Raw genomic sequence first — 15,920 nt, 5'->3', positions numbered from 1 at the left:
GTCGGTAAAACGCCGGTCTGGCAGTCCGCGTTCAAAGGGTGACTTCGAGTCGCTCCAAACCATGAAAATGATAGGCGTTTGCGTATTTCGGTGTGCCGACGAGGGAGAGATCCGGGCAGCGGTCAAATAGAATCGGCAGGGCGATTTTCATTTCCAGTCGCGCCAAAGGTGCGCCGACGCAAAAATGCAATCCACCGCCAAATGCCGTGTTGGTTTTGATCTTGCGGGTCGGATCAAACCGGTTCGGATTTTCCCATCCCGCGGGATCACGGTTCGCCGCCCCGAGCATGAGGGCAATTTGGTCTCCGCGTTTGAAGGTGTGCCCCGCAACTTCGATGTCTTCGTAGGCATATCGCGTGAACATGTGCAGGGGTGGATCGTAGCGAAGGATTTCTTCAACAGTTTGGTCAATGGCATCAGGTGCAAGCCAGTTGGTTTGCAGTCCGGTTTCGAGCAGGGTTTTCACACCATTGCCCATGCTGTGAACGGTTGCTTCGTGACCGGCGTTCAAAAGCAGAACGCAAGTGGTGATAAGCTCCTCGGTGGAGAGTTTCTCGCCCTCTTCTTCGGCTGCGATCAGGCGAGAAATCAGATCGTCGCTTGGTGTCTGGCGGCGCTGATCAATATAGCCGGTGAGATACTCGATAAATTCACGTGCAGCGGTGTTCGCGGCTTCTTCGTCCGCGCGGGTGCGTCCGGCCGTGTACATGGTGACCATCGCATGCGACCAAGCCAGGAATTGTGGGGCCATTTCATCAGGCACACCAAGCAGCCGCGCGATCGTGATGATCGGTACTTGCGTGCAATATGCCTCGAGCAAGTCAAACGGGCCTTCGGGGAAAGTGTCGATTAGTTCGTGGCAAAGGGCATCAATTTCCTCTTCCAGCGCCGCAATCGAACGGGTCGTGAAAGCCCGCAATACCAGAGAGCGCAGTCGCGTGTGGCGGGGTGGCTCAAGTTCCAGCATGGAATGAGCCTCAACCGCGTAGAAGTCTTTGACATGGTCCGGAATTACCGGCGCCATTTCTTCAGGCACCTCACGCCCAAATTTCCGGTTCTTGAAGATCGCACTCACCAAGTCGAGGGACATTGCCGCTGGCATGTCGTAGTCCTGCCAGAAAACCAGCGGACCAGCGTCGCGAGCGGCTTCGTAAAACGGATAGGGGTTCTGGACAAAGTCCGGAGCGGTGGCGGATTGGGAAAGCGTCTTCATGCCTGAAGCTTTTTACCAATTGGACAGAAATGACAAGATGCCGGATCATGCAAATTGCAGTGACTGGTTGGTATCGCCAGTGACTCGCGGCGTATTTCAAACTTCGCTACGTTGGCGGTCATGACGACTTGGATCAGGCACCGTGCGGCGATTCTGCTGTTTTCCCTGCTGGCGATTTCTGCGGTGGCGGGGGGCGTCTGGCACTATGGCTATGGTCAGGCGCTGGACCAGTTGCAAAGGCGAGGTGAAGCGGACCTTGCGCTCGCGTCGGACCGACTGACAGCACAGTTGCAACGATATCAGGAACTCGCCGTATTCCTGGCTGAGCATCCGGAGCTGCTTGCCCTGGCCGAAGGGCGCGGTGATGCGGCAGCTGCGCAGGCGCTTTTGCTAGAAGCGGCGGACAAAACGACCGCGCTTGATCTGATTTATGCAGACACGGAGGGAACTGTTCTGGCATCGGCGCGAGCCGCTGATGTCACACAGACATCCGTTGCCGGAGCACAGCATTTCGAACGCGCTTTGCATGGTGCTTTGGGTGCGCACCACGCTGTGGATGACACTTATGGGACACGCGCATTCTATTTCGCAGCGCCTACTTTCGGGGCGGATCGTAAGGTGCGCGGCGCGCTTGTTGTCGTGGTCGACGTGGTCGTTGTGGAGGAAAACTGGCGCGGCGATGGGCCGGCCGTGGTGTTTTCCGATGAAGGCGGGTTGGTGTTTATTTCCAACCGGTCGGAGCTGTTGTTCTGGAGCCGCGAGGCAGGTGAGGTGGGGTTGCGTCCACCGGAAGGCGATGCCCCGCCGTTTAGTTCCTATTGGCGGAGCGGATTTGAAATCTGGCGCTTGAACTGGGGGCCGTATCTGCCTGAGCGCGGATTGCATATCGTGCAAGATTTGCCTGTTATCGACATGCTGGGCGAGGCCATTGTGGATGTGGCACCCGCACGCAGATTGGCTGGTTTGCAGGCTGGATTTGTCGCTGCAGTGGCATTGGCTTTCGGCCTGATCTTGTGGCTTGCGATGGAGCGGCGGCGGGTTCTTTCGGAAGCCAATGTCGAACTTGAAGCGCGTGTGGATGCGCGCACCAAGGCCTTGCGTCAGACCAACGCTGCCTTGCGACGTGAGGTCGTTGAACGGGAAGAAGCGGAAGCCGCGTTGAAACAGGCGCAGGCTGATCTTGTTCAGGCGGGTAAACTGAGTGCTTTGGGTCAAATGAGTGCGGGCATCAGTCACGAACTCAACCAGCCATTGATGGCGATCCAGACATTCGCGGACAATGGAGAACGCTTTCTGGCGCGCGGAAATGCCGAAAAGGCAGGCGAGAACCTTGGGCGGATCGGGCAAATGGCAACGCGTATGGCCCGGATTATCAAGAATTTGCGTGCATTTGCCCGCAACGAAAGCGAGCCGATGGGCAAGGTGGACCTTGTGTCTGTTATTGATCAGGCGGTCGAACTGACGGGCTCAAGATTGCGGCAGGATGGGGTGACGCTTGGATGGTCTGGCGGAGCGCCGGTCTATGCGCTTGGCGGCGAGGTGCGTTTGGGGCAGGTGTTTGTAAACCTTATCAATAACGCTGCTGACGCGATGGCAGATCGCGCAGACAAACACATTGAAATCGTGCTGGCAACGGAGCCGAGACTGGCGGTACAGGTGATGGACAGCGGGCCCGGTATTGACGAGCCCGACCGGATTTTTGACCCGTTTTATACCACGAAGGAAGTTGGCAGTTCGGAGGGTATGGGGCTGGGGCTCTCCATCAGCTACGGCCTTGTGCAAAGTTTTGGCGGCAACATCCGTGGCGCCAACCGGCCCGAAGGCGGTGCGGTTTTCACCGTGGAGTTGGATCGCTGGGAAGAGACAGAGGAGAGCGCGGCATGATGGCGCCGGTGTTGGTGGTGGATGACGATCCGGTGGTGCGCGAAGCGCTTGGTCAGACGCTGGAGCTCGAAGAAATCCCCGTCATTTCCACGGGCAGCTTTGTGGAAGCCAAGGACCACATTGCTCCGGGCTTCAGTGGTGTCATCCTTTCGGACATGCGCATGCCGGGACGGGACGGGTTTCACCTGTTGGACTATGCCCGAGGTGTGGACGCGGAATTGCCGGTGATCCTGTTGACGGGTGAGGGCGACATTCCGATGGCAGTAAAAGCAATGGCCCGGGGCGCGTTTGGATTTCTGGAGAAACCCTGCGCACCTGCCGAACTTGTTGCCGTGATCGAGCGCGCGCAAAAAGCGCGCGGAATGGCGTTGGAAAACCGACGGCTGAAGGCGCAGCTTGAAACCGGCGATGCGGCTGCTCGATGGCTGTTTGGCACATCGGAACGCGCGGAAGCACTGCGTCAGCAGGTGCGCCACGTCGCGCGGATCGGGGCCGAAGTGTTGGTCACCGGCGCGCCCGGCACCGGAATTTCCAAGGTGGCGGAGGTGATTCATCTGTGCTCACCATTGAGCGAAGGGCCGTTCGGCAAACACACGGGTGCGGGTATGGATGTGGCGCGCCTTGAGCAGGCGTTGGGTGATGCCAGCGGAGGCAGTCTTTTTCTCGACGAAATACAGTCGATGCCAATGGAGACGCAATTCTCCCTTATGGGGGCAATGGAGCGCGGCGGGCACCCGAGATTGATTTTTGGCAGCGCGGCCAAGCTCGATCAGGCGGTAGAGGCGGGTCAACTGCATGCGGATCTGTTCTACCGCCTTGACGCGTTGCAAGTCCGCATTCCGTCTTTGGCTGAGCGACCGGAGGACATACCGGTGCTGTTTCGTCACTACGTGGCCCAGGCTGCCGAGCAGGCCGGCGTGTCTGCGCCAGACGTCACACCGGATGTTCTGTCAGGTCTGATGGCGCGGGAGTGGCCGGGAAATGCACGGGCCCTGATGAGTGTTGCTATGCGTTTTGCTTTGGGGTTACCCGGCGAAGAGGCGCGAGACGAAGGCTTGGGGCTCGCCGAGCAGATGGCGCAAGTTGAACGAACCTTGCTGAGCGAAGCATTGCGCAAACATGGCGGCAAGGCGGCTGCGGTGGCGGATGCGCTTAAACTGTCGCGACGTACGCTTTACGACAAACTAGAGAAGTATGGGCTGAGGCCCGAAGAGTTCAGGTGAGTGTGCTATGAAGACTTTGGCAACATCCGCAAAAGAGATGATTTCAGGCATGAAACCTCACTTGCAGAGTGACGTCTATGTCTTTGTAACAAAAGCACATCCCTGCATCACGGAAAGATTTGTATCTGACGCGCTATGCATCTTTGAGGAAGACGAGGGCGTGTCGATGATCATGTCTGTCGCTAATGCTGAACGACGTGGTTTTGCAACAGATCAGCGCATGAGGTGCATCACGCTCAAGGTGTTTTCTTCGCTTGAAGGCGTGGGGCTAACGGCGGCGGTTTCGAGTGCGCTGGCGGCGAAGGGCATTGCGTGCAACGTGGTGGCGGCGTTCCATCATGACCACCTGTTTGTGCCAGAGGCGCGCGCGCAAGAGGCCATGGGTATTCTCAAAGAGCTGCAGCGTCAGGCCAACAATGCTTGAGGCGGTTCGTTAGCGATAACATCAAGGGCTGGACTTTGGAGCGGTTTCTGGTGAAAACAAGCGCTGAGCCGAGAGCGACAGGACCAATCCGATGACTCAGGAAATGAAAGAGCCAACCGCGAAAGCGCGCGGCACGCACTGGCGTGCCGTGGCCTCGATGTTTGCGCTTAATGGCGCGTTGTTTGGTGTCTGGGCCTCGCGAATTCCGGCGGTCAAAGACCTTCACAACCTGAGCCACTCGGCACTTGGCGGCCTTCTTCTTTTGATGGCGGCGGGGGCGATTGTCGCCTTTCCGATAGCTGGTTGGCTGAGCGACAAGCGTGGGGCAGCACAGGTGACACGGATCATCGGGGTGTTGAATGCACTGGCTTTGTTTGGTCTGGCGATGGCACCGGGGCCGTTTACCCTGGGGCTGATTTTGTTGGCATTCGGGGCCTTTCACGGCGGCATGGATGTGGCCATGAATGGTTGGGCAGCAGAGGTGGAGCGCTGGTCAAAACGGGCACAGATGTCGACTTACCACGCGATGTGGTCCTTGGGCGCGGGAATTGGCGCAGGTACGGGGTATCTCGCAATCACATTTGGATTTGGGCTGTTTTGGCACTTTCTGCTTGCTGGTGGTGGTCTCTTGTTTGTGGCGCTTTTGTTTTCGCAGGACGGCTGGGTTTCCAAGATCAATACTGAGGCGCGCAACGCAGTATTTTCGCTTCCGAAGGGCGCTTTGGTGCTTGTTGGCTTGTTGGCGATGTGCGCTTCGATGGGCGAAGGCGCGATGGCGGACTGGAGCGCGATATATTTGCGCGACGAAGTGGGGGTTCGGCCCGAATGGGCGCCGATTGGCTTCGCCATCTTTTCGATCGCCATGGTTGCAACGCGCCTGTCGGGGGGATGGATCAACCGCCTGGCCCCACCTCACAAAGTGGCGCGGGTCGCTGGCTTGGTGGGAAGCTCCGGTATGGTGTTGGCAATTTTGAGCCCGGCTGTTCCGGGAACTTTGGCAGGTTTCGTTCTTTTTGGAATGGGGCTGGCTCTGATGTTCCCGTTGGCGTTTAGTCGTGCTGCCAACGATCCGGATATCCCTCAAGGGCAGGCGCTTGCCGGTGTGGCAACTCTCGGATACGGCGGCATTCTACTGGGGCCGCCAATCATGGGGTTCATCGCCTCGGCCACTTCTTTGACGGTGAGTTTTGCCGTGCTGGCAGGAATGGCTTTGATGATTACCGTTCTGTCCGGAGCGCTGAAGGTTCCTGAATAGACAGGTTGCCTTCGCAGCGTGGAAGTTGATCCTCTTTGTGAAGTGCGAGGTTCCGGCTTGGTGTGAAGCCACCGCGCACGTGATCCCACCAAGCGGCGATGTAAGACTTTTCGCATTCGGCGTGAAACACCTCTGGTGCGATTTGGCGCAGTTTCGGCAGTCGGGTCCAGGCAACGTTCGGGAAGCTGTGATGCTCGTTGTGGTAGCCGGTATTAAACAGAATCCAGTTGATCGGCCCGTAGTGGGAGCGGGTGGGATTCACGTCATCATCGCCCGGATGTTCAGTCAGGGATTGGCCAAGATTGGTAATTCCGAGCTTTCCGAGAAACAAGGATAGCGACCAGATGTGGTAGAGCAACGCCCACGGGCCGAGCAACGCCAGCATCAACAGGTTTGAGGCAAGGCTGACCAGGACATAGGGCCGGGCTTCTGCGGCAGATGGGCTTGTCCCGGTGAACCTTGGAACCGGGTCGCGGTTCGGGCGGCCGGAAAGCCGACGGTAGACACGTGGCATAACCTGACCGGCAAGGAAGACAGAGCCGAGGGGCAGGGCGTGGATCAGCAAGGTCAGGGCGGTCAGAGCCGGCTGCCATTTGGGGTGGTCGCGAAAAACGGATTGCCTTGCCTGAAGCGCGCATATGTCTTCGTGTTCGTAGTCATTGTCATAGTCGCCGACAAATGGATGATGACTCGTGATGTGCTGATGCTGGTAGGTCAATTGTTTGCCGTAACTCGTGAGGATGAACTCGAGCGCCAGATCAAAAGCCAGCTTTGGAGCTGCATCCTTGAAGACGAGCTTGTGGCAGGTTTCGTGAATAAGAGAACTGGCAGAGTGATACACCAGCTGGCCGACAAAAAACGCGGCTATGCCGATGACCCAAACGGGTTGATCCGAAACAAGCCACGCGAAGCTCCAGTGAACGGCAAGAAGCAAAGGAAGCGCCAAGGCGGTAAATGGCTGAGGACCGGACAAGGACGCGAGTTCCGGGTGGGTTGCCAACGCTTCCTTGCGCATCTCGTTGTGCCGCCGCGATTGCGGTGAGATGCCTTTGGGGCGCGAAGGGATTTCGGTGTCGGTCATGAAATTCGGTAGGTTTGAACGTGTCGGAGTAAGAGTAGCGCCGTGTGGAAGCGGGTCAATGAGGCGTCGTGTGATTCTTGCGTGGATCAGAAACATGTAACGGAACCAGTTGTGCGAGATTTCGCACAAGCATGTCATGAAGCTGTGCGGGAAATCGCACGAGTTGAGGAAGGTATCATTTCGAGAAAATTAGGCTTGATGGGTATCCCGCTGATTAATTTGATAAAAAACCATTTCATCCATTGCTGTTAACAAAAAGTTGAGCGGCGCGGTCTGGAAAGTCACAATTCTGCACATAAGGCGCTGGGAGGCGTCTGACTGACTATGACTACCAACACTCTGGGAGGAGACATTCATGAAATTCCTGACCACCGCCGCAACCGCGCTGGCGCTGACCGTCACAGGTGCATCTCTGGCATCGGCCGCATGTGACGATGGCGAGATCGTCGTCAAATTCAGCCACGTTACAAACACTGACAAGCACCCCAAGGGCATCGCGGCCACATTGCTTGAGCAGCGCGTAAACGACGAGATGAACGGCACGATGTGCATGGAGGTCTTCCCGAACTCCACGCTCTATAACGACAACAAAGTGCTGGAAGCGATGCTGCAGGGCGACGTGCAGCTGGCAGCGCCGTCTCTGTCAAAATTTGAAAAGTTTACCAAGCAGTTCCGGATCTTCGACCTGCCGTTCATGTTCAAGGACGTCGACGCGGTTGATGCTTTCCAAGCATCCGAGACCGGTCAGGATTTGCTGGACAGCATGCAGCGCCGCGGTTTGCAGGGGCTGGCTTACTGGCACAACGGCATGAAGCAGATGTCTGCCAACGTGCCGCTGGTATCGCCGACCGATGCAAACGGCCTGAAATTCCGGGTTCAGTCCTCTGATGTTCTGGTTGCCCAAATGGAAGCCATCGGTGGCTCTCCGCAGAAGATGGCCTTCTCCGAAGTGTATGGCGCGCTTCAGCAGGGCGTTGTGGACGGACAGGAGAACACCTGGTCCAACATCTATGGCAAGAAATTCTTCGAAGTGCAGGACGGTGTGACCGAAACCAACCACGGCATCATCGACTATCTGGTGGTGACTTCGGTTGACTGGCTCGACAGCCTTGATCCGGCTGTCCGCGACCAGTTCCTGACCATTCTGTCCGAAGTGACCGAGATGCGGAACAAAGAGTCCACTGCGGTGAACGAAGCGGCCAAAGCGTCGATCATCGAAGCTGGCGGTACCATCCGTTCGTTGAGCGCGGAGCAGCGTCAGGAATGGGTCGAAACCATGAAGCCTGTCTGGGACAAGTTCTCGGATGACGTGGGGCAGGAAAACATCGACGCAGCGCAAGCGATCAACGCGAAGATGTAAGGCCAACTGCCTGATCTGAAATACCTATTCAGGACGGGCGCGTCGTGAAGGCGCGCCCGTTTTGCAAGAAAATCACTCAAAACCGGTGGGATGCGGGACATGCAACACAAACACAGTTTTGTGGACCGGATCGAGGAAACGCTGATTGCGCTTCTTCTTGGGCTGATGACGGCAATCACATTTGCCAACGTCATTGCCCGGTTCGGCTTTAACTCAAATATTCTCTGGGCTCTGGAAGCGACCGTATTCCTTTTTGCCTGGCTGGTGCTTCTGGGCGCCTCGTATGCGGTCAAGAAACATAGTCACCTCGGGGTGGACGCGATTATCAACATCCTTCCAGCGCCAGTAACGCGTCTTGTGGGGTTGTTCGCAGCGGGCTGCTGTTTGCTGTTTTCACTTCTGATGTTGAAGGGCGCTTATGACTATTGGGCCGTGTTTGCCGATCTGCCGCCCACATCGGGCCGTTGGTTCCCGACAGGCTTTGCAGAGAAGTTCCGCAGCCAGTCTTTCTACGAAGTGCAGGATATCCCGATGCTGGGTATCTTCGCTTTCCTTGAAGACCTGATCAACTACGGCGACGAGTACGAAAAGCTGCCTAAGGTGGTGCCTTACATCGTGTTGCCGATTTCCATGTTGTTGCTGGTGTACCGCTTTGCGCAAGCATCGTTGGCGATCTGGAAAGGTGACGCGGATCGACTTGTGGCAAGCCACGAGGTTGAGGACGAAATAGAAGAAGTTCGGGCATTGCAGGGGGAGCATGACTGATGGAAGTGGTACTTCTCTTTGCGATGGTGATTGGCCTGTTGCTGATCGGGGTGCCGATTGCGGTATCGCTTGGTCTCAGTTCGATCTTGTTCCTCCTGTTTTTCTCGGACGCCACGTTGGCGTCGGTGGCGGGAACGCTTTTTGAAGCCTTTGAAGGGCACTTTACCCTGCTGGCGATCCCGTTCTTCATTCTCGCATCGTCGTTTATGACAACGGGCGGCGTGGCGCGGCGGATCATTCGGTTCTCGATTGCCTGCGTGGGGCATTTGCCCGGCGGTCTGGCGATTGCGGGCGTGTTTGCCTGTATGATGTTTGCGGCGCTGTCCGGGTCGTCTCCGGCGACGGTTGTGGCCATTGGCTCCATCGTGATCGCAGGCATGCGTCAGGTGGGCTACTCCAAGGAGTTCGCTGCCGGTGTGATCTGTAACGCTGGCACGTTGGGCATCCTGATCCCGCCGTCTATCGTGATGGTGGTCTATGCGGCGGCTGTGGAAGTGTCCGTAGGTCGGATGTTCCTTGCCGGGGTTATTCCGGGCCTGATGGCCGGGCTGATGCTGATGGTCACCATCTATGTGATGGCGAAGGTCAAGAACCTGCCGAAAGGCGAGTGGAAAGGCTTTGGCGAGATCGTGGAAAGCGGAATGGAAGCAGGCTGGGGTCTGTTCCTGATCGTGATTATTCTGGGTGGCATCTATGGCGGGGTGTTCACCCCGACAGAGGCGGCGGCGGTTGCAGCGGTTTATGCGTTCTTCATCGCCTGCTTTGTCTACAAGGACATGGGGCCTCTGTCAGCGGACAACAACGGCGGCGAAAAAATCTCGCTATTCAAGAAGCCACAGGCTTTGTTGACGTCTTTCTTTCATGGCGACACAAAACACACGCTTTTTGAGGCTGGCAAGCTGACCGTAACGCTGCTGTTCGTGATCGCTAATGCCTTGATCCTTAAGCATGTTCTGACCGAACAGCAGGTGCCGCAGCATATTGCGGGCGCGATGCTGAATGCGGGCTTCGGGCCGGTTATGTTCCTGATCGTGGTGAATGTGATCCTGTTGATTGGCGGTCAGTTCATGGAACCCTCGGGCTTGCTGGTGATTGTGGCGCCACTGGTGTTCCCGATTGCCATCGAACTGGGCATTGATCCAATCCATCTGGGCATCATCATGGTGGTGAATATGGAGATCGGGATGATCACGCCGCCGGTTGGGTTGAACCTCTTTGTAACCTCCGGGGTGGCAGGCATGCCGATGATGGGTGTTGTGCGGGCGGCGCTGCCGTTCCTTGCGGTACTTTTCGTCTTCCTGATCATGGTGACCTACATTCCGTGGATTTCAACAGTGCTGCCGAACGCAGTAATGGGACCGGAAATCATAACGAAATAGTAGGTGCATGACGCGCCGATTGAGGTGCAGACCTATCAGCAAAAAGTGGCGACGCTCCAGAAGGGGCGTCGCCAAATTTTTGTCCGTCTGCTGGGACCCGCAGCTCGCTTGACAGTCCGCGGTTCAGCCGATGGAGTTGCCATATATCAAAGCAATGGGCGAGTTTTGAGCCTAGATTTTTAGAAAAGCAGTTTGCGGGAGGTCCGGTCATGTGGACGCGACGGTTATTTCTGGGGGGGGGTGCTGCGGTTTTGGCCGCGAAACAGGGTTGGGCTTTTTCCGGCTCCGAGGCGCGTGAGGGGCCTTTGAAGGACATTAAAATTACGGTCAGCGCCGAGCCAGCGGTCGACGGGCTGGAGCCCATTGTTATCGATAGCGAGCACGGCAAAGCGCTTGTGAAGATGGGGCCGGTGCAGGCCGGGCAGTTCATGGCAAATATCTTGTCGCCGCGCCTTGAACAGATGACGGGAATTGATGCGCGGAGTTGGCATTGGGTTTTGACGGAACATCTGACAGGGCCAGCCGTGCAGCGCGTCTTTGAGGGGGGCGGAACCGGGCTTCAGGGCATGCAGTTTTCGGATGACAACGGACGAGTGACTTGGGGGGTGACGTTGGTCGGAACCCGCAACGATTAGGCGCGGCGGGCTATATAGCCGCAGCTTGTCCGGCTAGGCGGTCCCTTTTCAAACTTCACGGTTTTTATGTCTGTGAATCCGTGATCTTCAAGCATGGATCGCATGGTGTCCGGCGAAAAGGATTTGTGGCCCCACCGCCATCTCACCAACGCAGTGCACCAATGGGGTTTGCTGACTGACAACGCGATCAATCCGCCTGGACGGAGAAGCTGTGCGAACCATTTCAACCCAGCTTGCGGCTCCTCGAGATGTTCAATCACATGTGCCGACAGCAACAGATCGACAGATGCAGAGGACAGCCCTGCGTTTCCGAGAGGCCCGCATTTGAATTCGGTATTTGGAAGGTGGCCGAGCGTGACGCGCGCCTGATCCAGCATCTCAGGGGATTTATCGAGTAAAATCAGGCGCTCATAGGACACATCTCGTGATGCCCAGGCCTGTGCCAGAGCGCCAGAGCCGGTTCCCGCATCCAAGACTGTTTGTGCCGGAGTCTTTGGCAAGGCTGCGCACAGGCGGTCGTAGGCGTCGGGATAGCCAAGCCGCGAGATGTCCCCGTGCCAACGATTGGCGAAGCGCGCGTACAGATTGTCCAGCGCGCTCTCGCTCATCGATCAGGACGCAGCGAGGGCATCGATGATGCCCTGAAAATCTGCCGCCTTCAGGCTGGCGCCGCCGACAAGCGCTCCGTCGACGTTTGACACAGAAAAGATTTCTACGGCGTTGGATGGTTTAACGGAGCCGCCATAGAGGATTGGAACAGTGCGACCGATGCCTTCACCAAACCGGCGCTCAAGGCGCATCCGGACAAAGTCGTGGACATCTCCGATCTGGCTGAGTGTGGGCACTTTTCCGGTGCCGATCGCCCAAACCGGTTCATAGGCAACAACAAGGTTTTCGCCGGTCGCAGCGTCCGGAATTGAACCGGCCAGTTGGCCGCCAATTATGTCGAGCGTGTTTTCGGCTTCGCGTTCGGAGAGAGTTTCGCCCACGCAGATGACGGTAATGAGGCCGGCTTCCCACGCTGTGGCGGCCTTGGTGCGCACAACCTCGTTGGTTTCACCGTGGTCTTCGCGACGTTCAGAATGGCCGAGAATGACATGTGATGCGCCGGCATCGTGCAGCATGTCCGCTGCAACATCACCTGTATGCGCGCCAGAGTTTGCGGCGTGACAGTCCTGGCCTCCGATCTGGATGTGACTGTTTTCGGCAACATGTGATGCGCGGGAGATCAACGTCGCGGGCGGACAAATGAGCACGTCTGTTTCAGCAGGGGGAGCGGCTTTTGCCAGCGTTTCCAACTCGGCCAGCGCTGCCGAAGTTCCGTTCATTTTCCAGTTTCCGGCAGCCAGTTTGCGACGCATCTCATACCTCAGTGTAAATCGTTGGGCCTGTTGTCGACACTCAGCCCCGTAACGTCAAGTCCTGCTTGCCATTGCTGTCTTGGATGCGCATGGAGGGAAGCAGGTATTGGAGACACGATTCATGGTGCCAGTGTTGGATGCGGCGGCAATTGCGCGGCGGGACGTAGACGCCTTGGCGGCGCTTAGAAAGGCCGTTGAGGACGACGGGTTTCTGGTGGTGCAGAACACGGCAATAACACCCGCGCGGGTACTGGAAGTTATCGCGGCCTATCGCGCTTTCTTCCAGTTGCCAGAGAGCGCCAAGGCTGCCGTGGATATGGCCACAACCGGCAGCAACCGCGGTTGGGGCGCTGGCGGGTCGGAGCAGGTCGATCCCAGTGCGAATCCGGATTACAAACAGGTGTTTGACTGTGGCTTTGAACTGGCTGCGGAGGATCCGCTGCGATCCAGTGGGCTATCCGTATATGCTGACAATCTTTGGCCGGATGTGGCTGATTTTCGCGAAACGGTTCAGGCCTATTATGCGGATACGTTGGGTGTTTGCCTGGCGCTTTTGCAAGGAATCGCTGCGGCGATTGGACAGCCGGAAGACTATTTTGAAGCTGCATTTTCGCGGCCAATGGCTCTGTTGCGTGGAAACTATTATCCCGAGCGACCGGACTGGGCGACCGAAAAGGATTTTGGCATCGCCGCGCACACAGACTACGGCTGTCTGACACTTTTGGCGACGGATGGTGTGCCGGGACTTGAGGCTCAGACGCGGAGCGGGGACTGGATACCGGTGCAGGCCGCCCCTGGTGCGTTCATTATCAACTTTGGCGAAATGCTGGAGATGTGGACCGGTGGGGCCGTAAGAGCGACGCCGCACCGCGTGGTCGGATCAAGCAAAGAGCGGATTTCGGTGCCGATGTTCTTTAATCCGAACCACGACACAAATGTTGCTCCGATTGGTTCGGGGCAGGTGATCTTGGCCGGGGACCATCTTAAGAAGCGGTTTGATGAAACCTATCTGCACCTGCAGAACGGTTAGACCAGCTTGGGCGCGCCGTTGGGATGTTCAGCGGCGAGTTCTTCCACATCCTTGAATTTGATCGACTCACCGCAGCCACAAGCGTCGGCCACATTGGGGTTGTTGAACTTGAAGCCGCTCTCGAGGAGCGACACCTCGTAGTCGATCTCTGTGCCGAACAGGAACATCTGCGCCATCGGGGCAATCATTACAACGGCCCCGTCCTGTTCCACCACTTCGTCGTGTTCGTTTGTCTCGTCCACGTAATCCATGGTGTATTCCATGCCTGCGCAGCCGCCTTTTTTGACGCCAATTCGAAGTCCGGTATGGCCCTCGCGCTGCATCAGCTTCGAGATTTGAGCGGCCGCAGCCGGTGTCATGGAGACAGCTTGCTTTCCGGGAATGCCAAACATCAGCTTTCCTTCCCAACCCATTGTGAAATCACATAAAGCCCAGCTCTAGACGGGCCTCATCACTCATCATTTCCATGCCCCAAGGGGGTTCCCAGACCAGAGCTACGTCGATGTTTCTCACACCACCGACCCCGGCAACGGCTTCATGAACCCAGCCTGGCATTTCGCCTGCAACCGGACAACCCGGAGCAGTCAGAGTCATGATCACATTCACGTCGTTCTCAGCGTTTATCTCGATGGTATAGATCAATCCGAGGTCGTAGATATTCACCGGGATTTCCGGGTCATAAACGCTGCGGCAGGCTTCCACGATCTGCTCGTGCAGCGGGTGATCGACGCTGGAGGGCGCGATCAAGGGGGTGCCTTCAACGGGGGCAACGGAGGGATCGGGGGCCTGTGTCATGCTCTGTCCATCAAATTTCCTGAGTTTTTCATATAGGAAAATTGGAAGGCGAGGTCCAGTGGGGGCGATATGACAAAAACATGAGCAATCCCACAGAGTTGGCATTTCTTGCCAGAATCGGCCGTAGAAAAGAAAAGACCCAAACCTGTGACAAGCTTGGGTCTGGACGGCCTGCTTTGCAGGTATGCGATGAAAGCGCGGATATCAGTCGTTGATGTCGTGTTCGAAGGTTTTGACTTGGCCCGTGGGCAGAGCAAATACGCGGCGCAATATTAGCCATGCAACCAAGGACAAGGCGGCGAAGACCAGAAGGATCATCGGAACCGAAAGCAGCTGCATCGGGCCCAGAAGCGCAACCCCTACCACCGCCGCGCCTATGGCAAAGCCGAGAAACACAAAGCCGGGGGCCAGAACTTCGAGGATGGCAAGTACGAGCGCACTGGCCATCCAGACCCACCAAGTTGTTGCAAAGTCGGCCATCACGATCCTCCCTTGAGCATTTTAAAGGCATCACCGAAAGCTTCCAGCGCGGCAGCCGGTACAACAATTGTTTGCTTGCCGTCGCCGTTGCCCAAAGCATTGAGGGCTTCGACCTGCTTGAGCGCGACTTGGTACTGGGCTGCCTGAATGCCGTTTTCACGGATCGCCTTTGCGACGACTTCGGTTGCATAAGCTTCGGCTTCGGCTCCGATCCGGCGCGCCTTGGCGGTTTGTTCTGCCGCATAAAGCTCTGCGTCGGCTGCGAGTTCCACGGCACGGCGTTGGCCTTCGGCCTCGGTCACTTGCGCGCGGCGGGCGCGTTCGGCGTTCAGCTGTTGCAGCATCGCATCGCGGGTCGCCTGATCGAGATTCACATCGAGAATTTCGGCGCGGGTGACTTCGATGCCCCAATCATCAACCGCGGTTTCCACCGAAGCCTGAATGGAGGCGATCAGGTTTGCGCGATTGGATTGAACCTCGTCGAGGTCCATCTTGCCGATTTCGGCGCGCACAATCCCTGCCACGGTCGTCGCAATTGCGCCGTCGACGTCACGGATTCGATACACAGTCTTTTCCGGCTCCAGAATGCGGTAAAACACCGAGGTGTCGATCTGTACCAGCACGTTGTCCTTGGTGATTGCATCCTGAGTCGCATTGGGCAGTTGGCGTTCCAGAATGGAAATCTGGTGGCGTACAACGTCCAGAAACGGCACGACAAAGTTGATGCCCGGCCCGAGCACCGAGTGCAGCCGCCCAAAGCGTTCAACGACGTGCTTTTCTGATTGTGGCACAATGCGCACGCCCTTGAGAATGACGACGACCAGAAAGACGGCCGCCAGAATGAGGACGATGTTTTCCGAAAGGAGTCCGATCACGAGATCTTCCATGTGCTTTCTCTGCTCCCTTTAAAATCTTCTTGTGTTTTCATGGCTTAGAATGTGGTCAATGGCCAGCGTTTTACAAGATCGCATGGGTGGCGTAAGGAGGGGGAAACCTGACCGGAAATCCCCTTGAATGCTGGGTTTTTTCGTTTTT

At 57.0% G+C, this 15,920-nt stretch carries 17 protein-coding genes; 9 read left to right on the top strand and 8 right to left on the bottom strand.

Features of this window, described 5'->3' with window-relative positions:
- Window positions 1-31 precede the first annotated feature (31 nt).
- On the bottom strand, window positions 32-1,213 hold the full coding sequence (locus BXY66_RS09005) for a cytochrome P450 (RefSeq protein WP_132859785.1): 1,182 nt from the start codon (window positions 1,211-1,213) through the stop codon (window positions 32-34).
- 120 nt (window positions 1,214-1,333) lie between these two features.
- Here BXY66_RS09005 and BXY66_RS09000 point away from each other — a divergent pair, with 120 nt between their 5' ends.
- From BXY66_RS09000 to BXY66_RS08985, 4 genes are all read left to right on the top strand, one after another.
- Complete coding sequence (locus BXY66_RS09000) at window positions 1,334-3,097, top strand: sensor histidine kinase (RefSeq protein WP_132859784.1); 1,764 nt, start codon at window positions 1,334-1,336, stop codon at window positions 3,095-3,097.
- On the top strand, window positions 3,094-4,320 hold the full coding sequence (locus tag BXY66_RS08995; RefSeq protein ID WP_132859783.1) for a sigma-54-dependent transcriptional regulator: 1,227 nt from the start codon (window positions 3,094-3,096) through the stop codon (window positions 4,318-4,320). Before BXY66_RS09000 ends, BXY66_RS08995 begins: the two co-directional genes overlap by 4 nt.
- Window positions 4,321-4,327: 7 nt before the next feature.
- A complete protein-coding gene (locus BXY66_RS08990) occupies window positions 4,328-4,744 on the top strand; it encodes an ACT domain-containing protein (protein ID WP_207911296.1) in 417 nt (138 codons plus the stop codon).
- Between the two features lie 91 nt (window positions 4,745-4,835).
- Window positions 4,836-5,999 carry an MFS transporter gene (locus BXY66_RS08985; RefSeq protein ID WP_243694332.1) on the top strand — a complete coding sequence of 388 codons (1,164 nt, stop codon included), beginning with the start codon at window positions 4,836-4,838 and terminating at the stop codon, window positions 5,997-5,999.
- On the opposite strand, the gene BXY66_RS08980 is transcribed toward BXY66_RS08985, so the two are convergent.
- Entirely contained in the window at window positions 5,962-7,080 is a 1,119-nt protein-coding gene (locus BXY66_RS08980; protein ID WP_165929135.1) for a fatty acid desaturase, read from the bottom strand. The two genes, BXY66_RS08985 and BXY66_RS08980, sit on opposite strands and share 38 nt — an antisense overlap.
- Before the next feature lie 355 nt (window positions 7,081-7,435).
- Between BXY66_RS08980 and BXY66_RS08975 the strand changes: the two genes are divergently transcribed.
- The 4 genes from BXY66_RS08975 (at window position 7,436) to BXY66_RS08960 (ending at window position 11,219) form a co-directional block, all read left to right on the top strand.
- The gene (locus BXY66_RS08975) at window positions 7,436-8,440 is read left to right on the top strand and encodes a DctP family TRAP transporter solute-binding subunit (RefSeq protein ID WP_132859781.1); all 1,005 of its coding nucleotides are present in this window, start codon (window positions 7,436-7,438) and stop codon (window positions 8,438-8,440) included.
- A 99-nt stretch (window positions 8,441-8,539) separates the two neighbouring features.
- Window positions 8,540-9,205: a TRAP transporter small permease gene (locus tag BXY66_RS08970; RefSeq protein ID WP_132859780.1), complete on the top strand. Its 666-nt coding sequence runs from the start codon at window positions 8,540-8,542 to the stop codon at window positions 9,203-9,205.
- Window positions 9,205-10,584: a TRAP transporter large permease gene (locus BXY66_RS08965; RefSeq protein WP_132859779.1), complete on the top strand. Its 1,380-nt coding sequence runs from the start codon at window positions 9,205-9,207 to the stop codon at window positions 10,582-10,584. The genes BXY66_RS08970 and BXY66_RS08965 overlap by 1 nt, the downstream gene beginning before the upstream one ends.
- A 209-nt stretch (window positions 10,585-10,793) precedes the next feature.
- Window positions 10,794-11,219 (top strand): hypothetical protein, encoded by a 426-nt coding sequence (locus BXY66_RS08960; protein WP_132859778.1) that lies wholly within the window; start codon window positions 10,794-10,796, stop codon window positions 11,217-11,219.
- On the opposite strand, the gene BXY66_RS08955 is transcribed toward BXY66_RS08960, so the two are convergent.
- On the bottom strand, window positions 11,216-11,827 hold the full coding sequence (locus BXY66_RS08955) for a class I SAM-dependent methyltransferase (RefSeq protein WP_132859777.1): 612 nt from the start codon (window positions 11,825-11,827) through the stop codon (window positions 11,216-11,218). The two genes, BXY66_RS08960 and BXY66_RS08955, sit on opposite strands and share 4 nt — an antisense overlap.
- A 3-nt stretch (window positions 11,828-11,830) precedes the next feature.
- A complete protein-coding gene (gene tpiA, locus BXY66_RS08950; protein WP_132859776.1) occupies window positions 11,831-12,580 on the bottom strand; it encodes a triose-phosphate isomerase in 750 nt (249 codons plus the stop codon).
- 121 nt (window positions 12,581-12,701) lie between these two features.
- On the opposite strand from tpiA, the gene BXY66_RS08945 reads away from it, so the two are divergent.
- On the top strand, window positions 12,702-13,610 hold the full coding sequence (locus BXY66_RS08945; RefSeq protein WP_132859775.1) for an isopenicillin N synthase family dioxygenase: 909 nt from the start codon (window positions 12,702-12,704) through the stop codon (window positions 13,608-13,610).
- Here the strand turns inward: BXY66_RS08945 and BXY66_RS08940 are convergent.
- The 4 genes from BXY66_RS08940 to BXY66_RS08925 form a co-directional block, all read right to left on the bottom strand.
- The gene (locus BXY66_RS08940) at window positions 13,607-14,002 is read right to left on the bottom strand and encodes a HesB/IscA family protein (RefSeq protein ID WP_132860397.1); all 396 of its coding nucleotides are present in this window, start codon (window positions 14,000-14,002) and stop codon (window positions 13,607-13,609) included. The two genes, BXY66_RS08945 and BXY66_RS08940, sit on opposite strands and share 4 nt — an antisense overlap.
- A gap of 28 nt (window positions 14,003-14,030) precedes the next feature.
- Window positions 14,031-14,405 carry an SUF system Fe-S cluster assembly protein gene (locus tag BXY66_RS08935; protein WP_132859774.1) on the bottom strand — a complete coding sequence of 125 codons (375 nt, stop codon included), beginning with the start codon at window positions 14,403-14,405 and terminating at the stop codon, window positions 14,031-14,033.
- 204 nt (window positions 14,406-14,609) lie between these two features.
- Window positions 14,610-14,885, bottom strand: a complete 276-nt coding sequence (locus BXY66_RS08930) for an NfeD family protein (RefSeq protein ID WP_132859773.1) — start codon at window positions 14,883-14,885, stop codon at window positions 14,610-14,612.
- Window positions 14,885-15,772: an SPFH domain-containing protein gene (locus tag BXY66_RS08925; RefSeq protein ID WP_132859772.1), complete on the bottom strand. Its 888-nt coding sequence runs from the start codon at window positions 15,770-15,772 to the stop codon at window positions 14,885-14,887. Before BXY66_RS08925 ends, BXY66_RS08930 begins: the two co-directional genes overlap by 1 nt.
- Between the last annotated feature and the right edge of the window lie 148 nt (window positions 15,773-15,920).

Origin of the sequence: Shimia isoporae (genome assembly GCF_004346865.1) — a bacterium.
Classification (GTDB): domain Bacteria; phylum Pseudomonadota; class Alphaproteobacteria; order Rhodobacterales; family Rhodobacteraceae; genus Shimia; species Shimia isoporae.
This window is presented reverse-complemented; position numbering and strand designations above follow the sequence as displayed.

Bases quoted from the DNA above. Each gene is read 5' to 3' on its own strand.
- BXY66_RS09005 (WP_132859785.1), bottom strand. From the start codon at position 1,213: ATGAAGACGCTTTCCCAATCCGCCACCGCTCCGGACTTTGTCCAGAAC.
- BXY66_RS09000 (WP_132859784.1), top strand. From the start codon at position 1,334: ATGACGACTTGGATCAGGCACCGTGCGGCGATTCTGCTGTTTTCCCTG.
- BXY66_RS08995 (WP_132859783.1), top strand. From the start codon at position 3,094: ATGATGGCGCCGGTGTTGGTGGTGGATGACGATCCGGTGGTGCGCGAA.
- BXY66_RS08990 (WP_207911296.1), top strand. From the start codon at position 4,328: ATGAAGACTTTGGCAACATCCGCAAAAGAGATGATTTCAGGCATGAAA.
- BXY66_RS08985 (WP_243694332.1), top strand. From the start codon at position 4,836: ATGACTCAGGAAATGAAAGAGCCAACCGCGAAAGCGCGCGGCACGCAC.
- BXY66_RS08980 (WP_165929135.1), bottom strand. From the start codon at position 7,080: ATGACCGACACCGAAATCCCTTCGCGCCCCAAAGGCATCTCACCGCAA.
- BXY66_RS08975 (WP_132859781.1), top strand. From the start codon at position 7,436: ATGAAATTCCTGACCACCGCCGCAACCGCGCTGGCGCTGACCGTCACA.
- BXY66_RS08970 (WP_132859780.1), top strand. From the start codon at position 8,540: ATGCAACACAAACACAGTTTTGTGGACCGGATCGAGGAAACGCTGATT.
- BXY66_RS08965 (WP_132859779.1), top strand. From the start codon at position 9,205: ATGGAAGTGGTACTTCTCTTTGCGATGGTGATTGGCCTGTTGCTGATC.
- BXY66_RS08960 (WP_132859778.1), top strand. From the start codon at position 10,794: ATGTGGACGCGACGGTTATTTCTGGGGGGGGGTGCTGCGGTTTTGGCC.
- BXY66_RS08955 (WP_132859777.1), bottom strand. From the start codon at position 11,827: ATGAGCGAGAGCGCGCTGGACAATCTGTACGCGCGCTTCGCCAATCGT.
- tpiA (WP_132859776.1), bottom strand. From the start codon at position 12,580: ATGCGTCGCAAACTGGCTGCCGGAAACTGGAAAATGAACGGAACTTCG.
- BXY66_RS08945 (WP_132859775.1), top strand. From the start codon at position 12,702: ATGGTGCCAGTGTTGGATGCGGCGGCAATTGCGCGGCGGGACGTAGAC.
- BXY66_RS08940 (WP_132860397.1), bottom strand. From the start codon at position 14,002: ATGTTTGGCATTCCCGGAAAGCAAGCTGTCTCCATGACACCGGCTGCG.
- BXY66_RS08935 (WP_132859774.1), bottom strand. From the start codon at position 14,405: ATGACACAGGCCCCCGATCCCTCCGTTGCCCCCGTTGAAGGCACCCCC.
- BXY66_RS08930 (WP_132859773.1), bottom strand. From the start codon at position 14,885: ATGGCCGACTTTGCAACAACTTGGTGGGTCTGGATGGCCAGTGCGCTC.
- BXY66_RS08925 (WP_132859772.1), bottom strand. From the start codon at position 15,772: ATGGAAGATCTCGTGATCGGACTCCTTTCGGAAAACATCGTCCTCATT.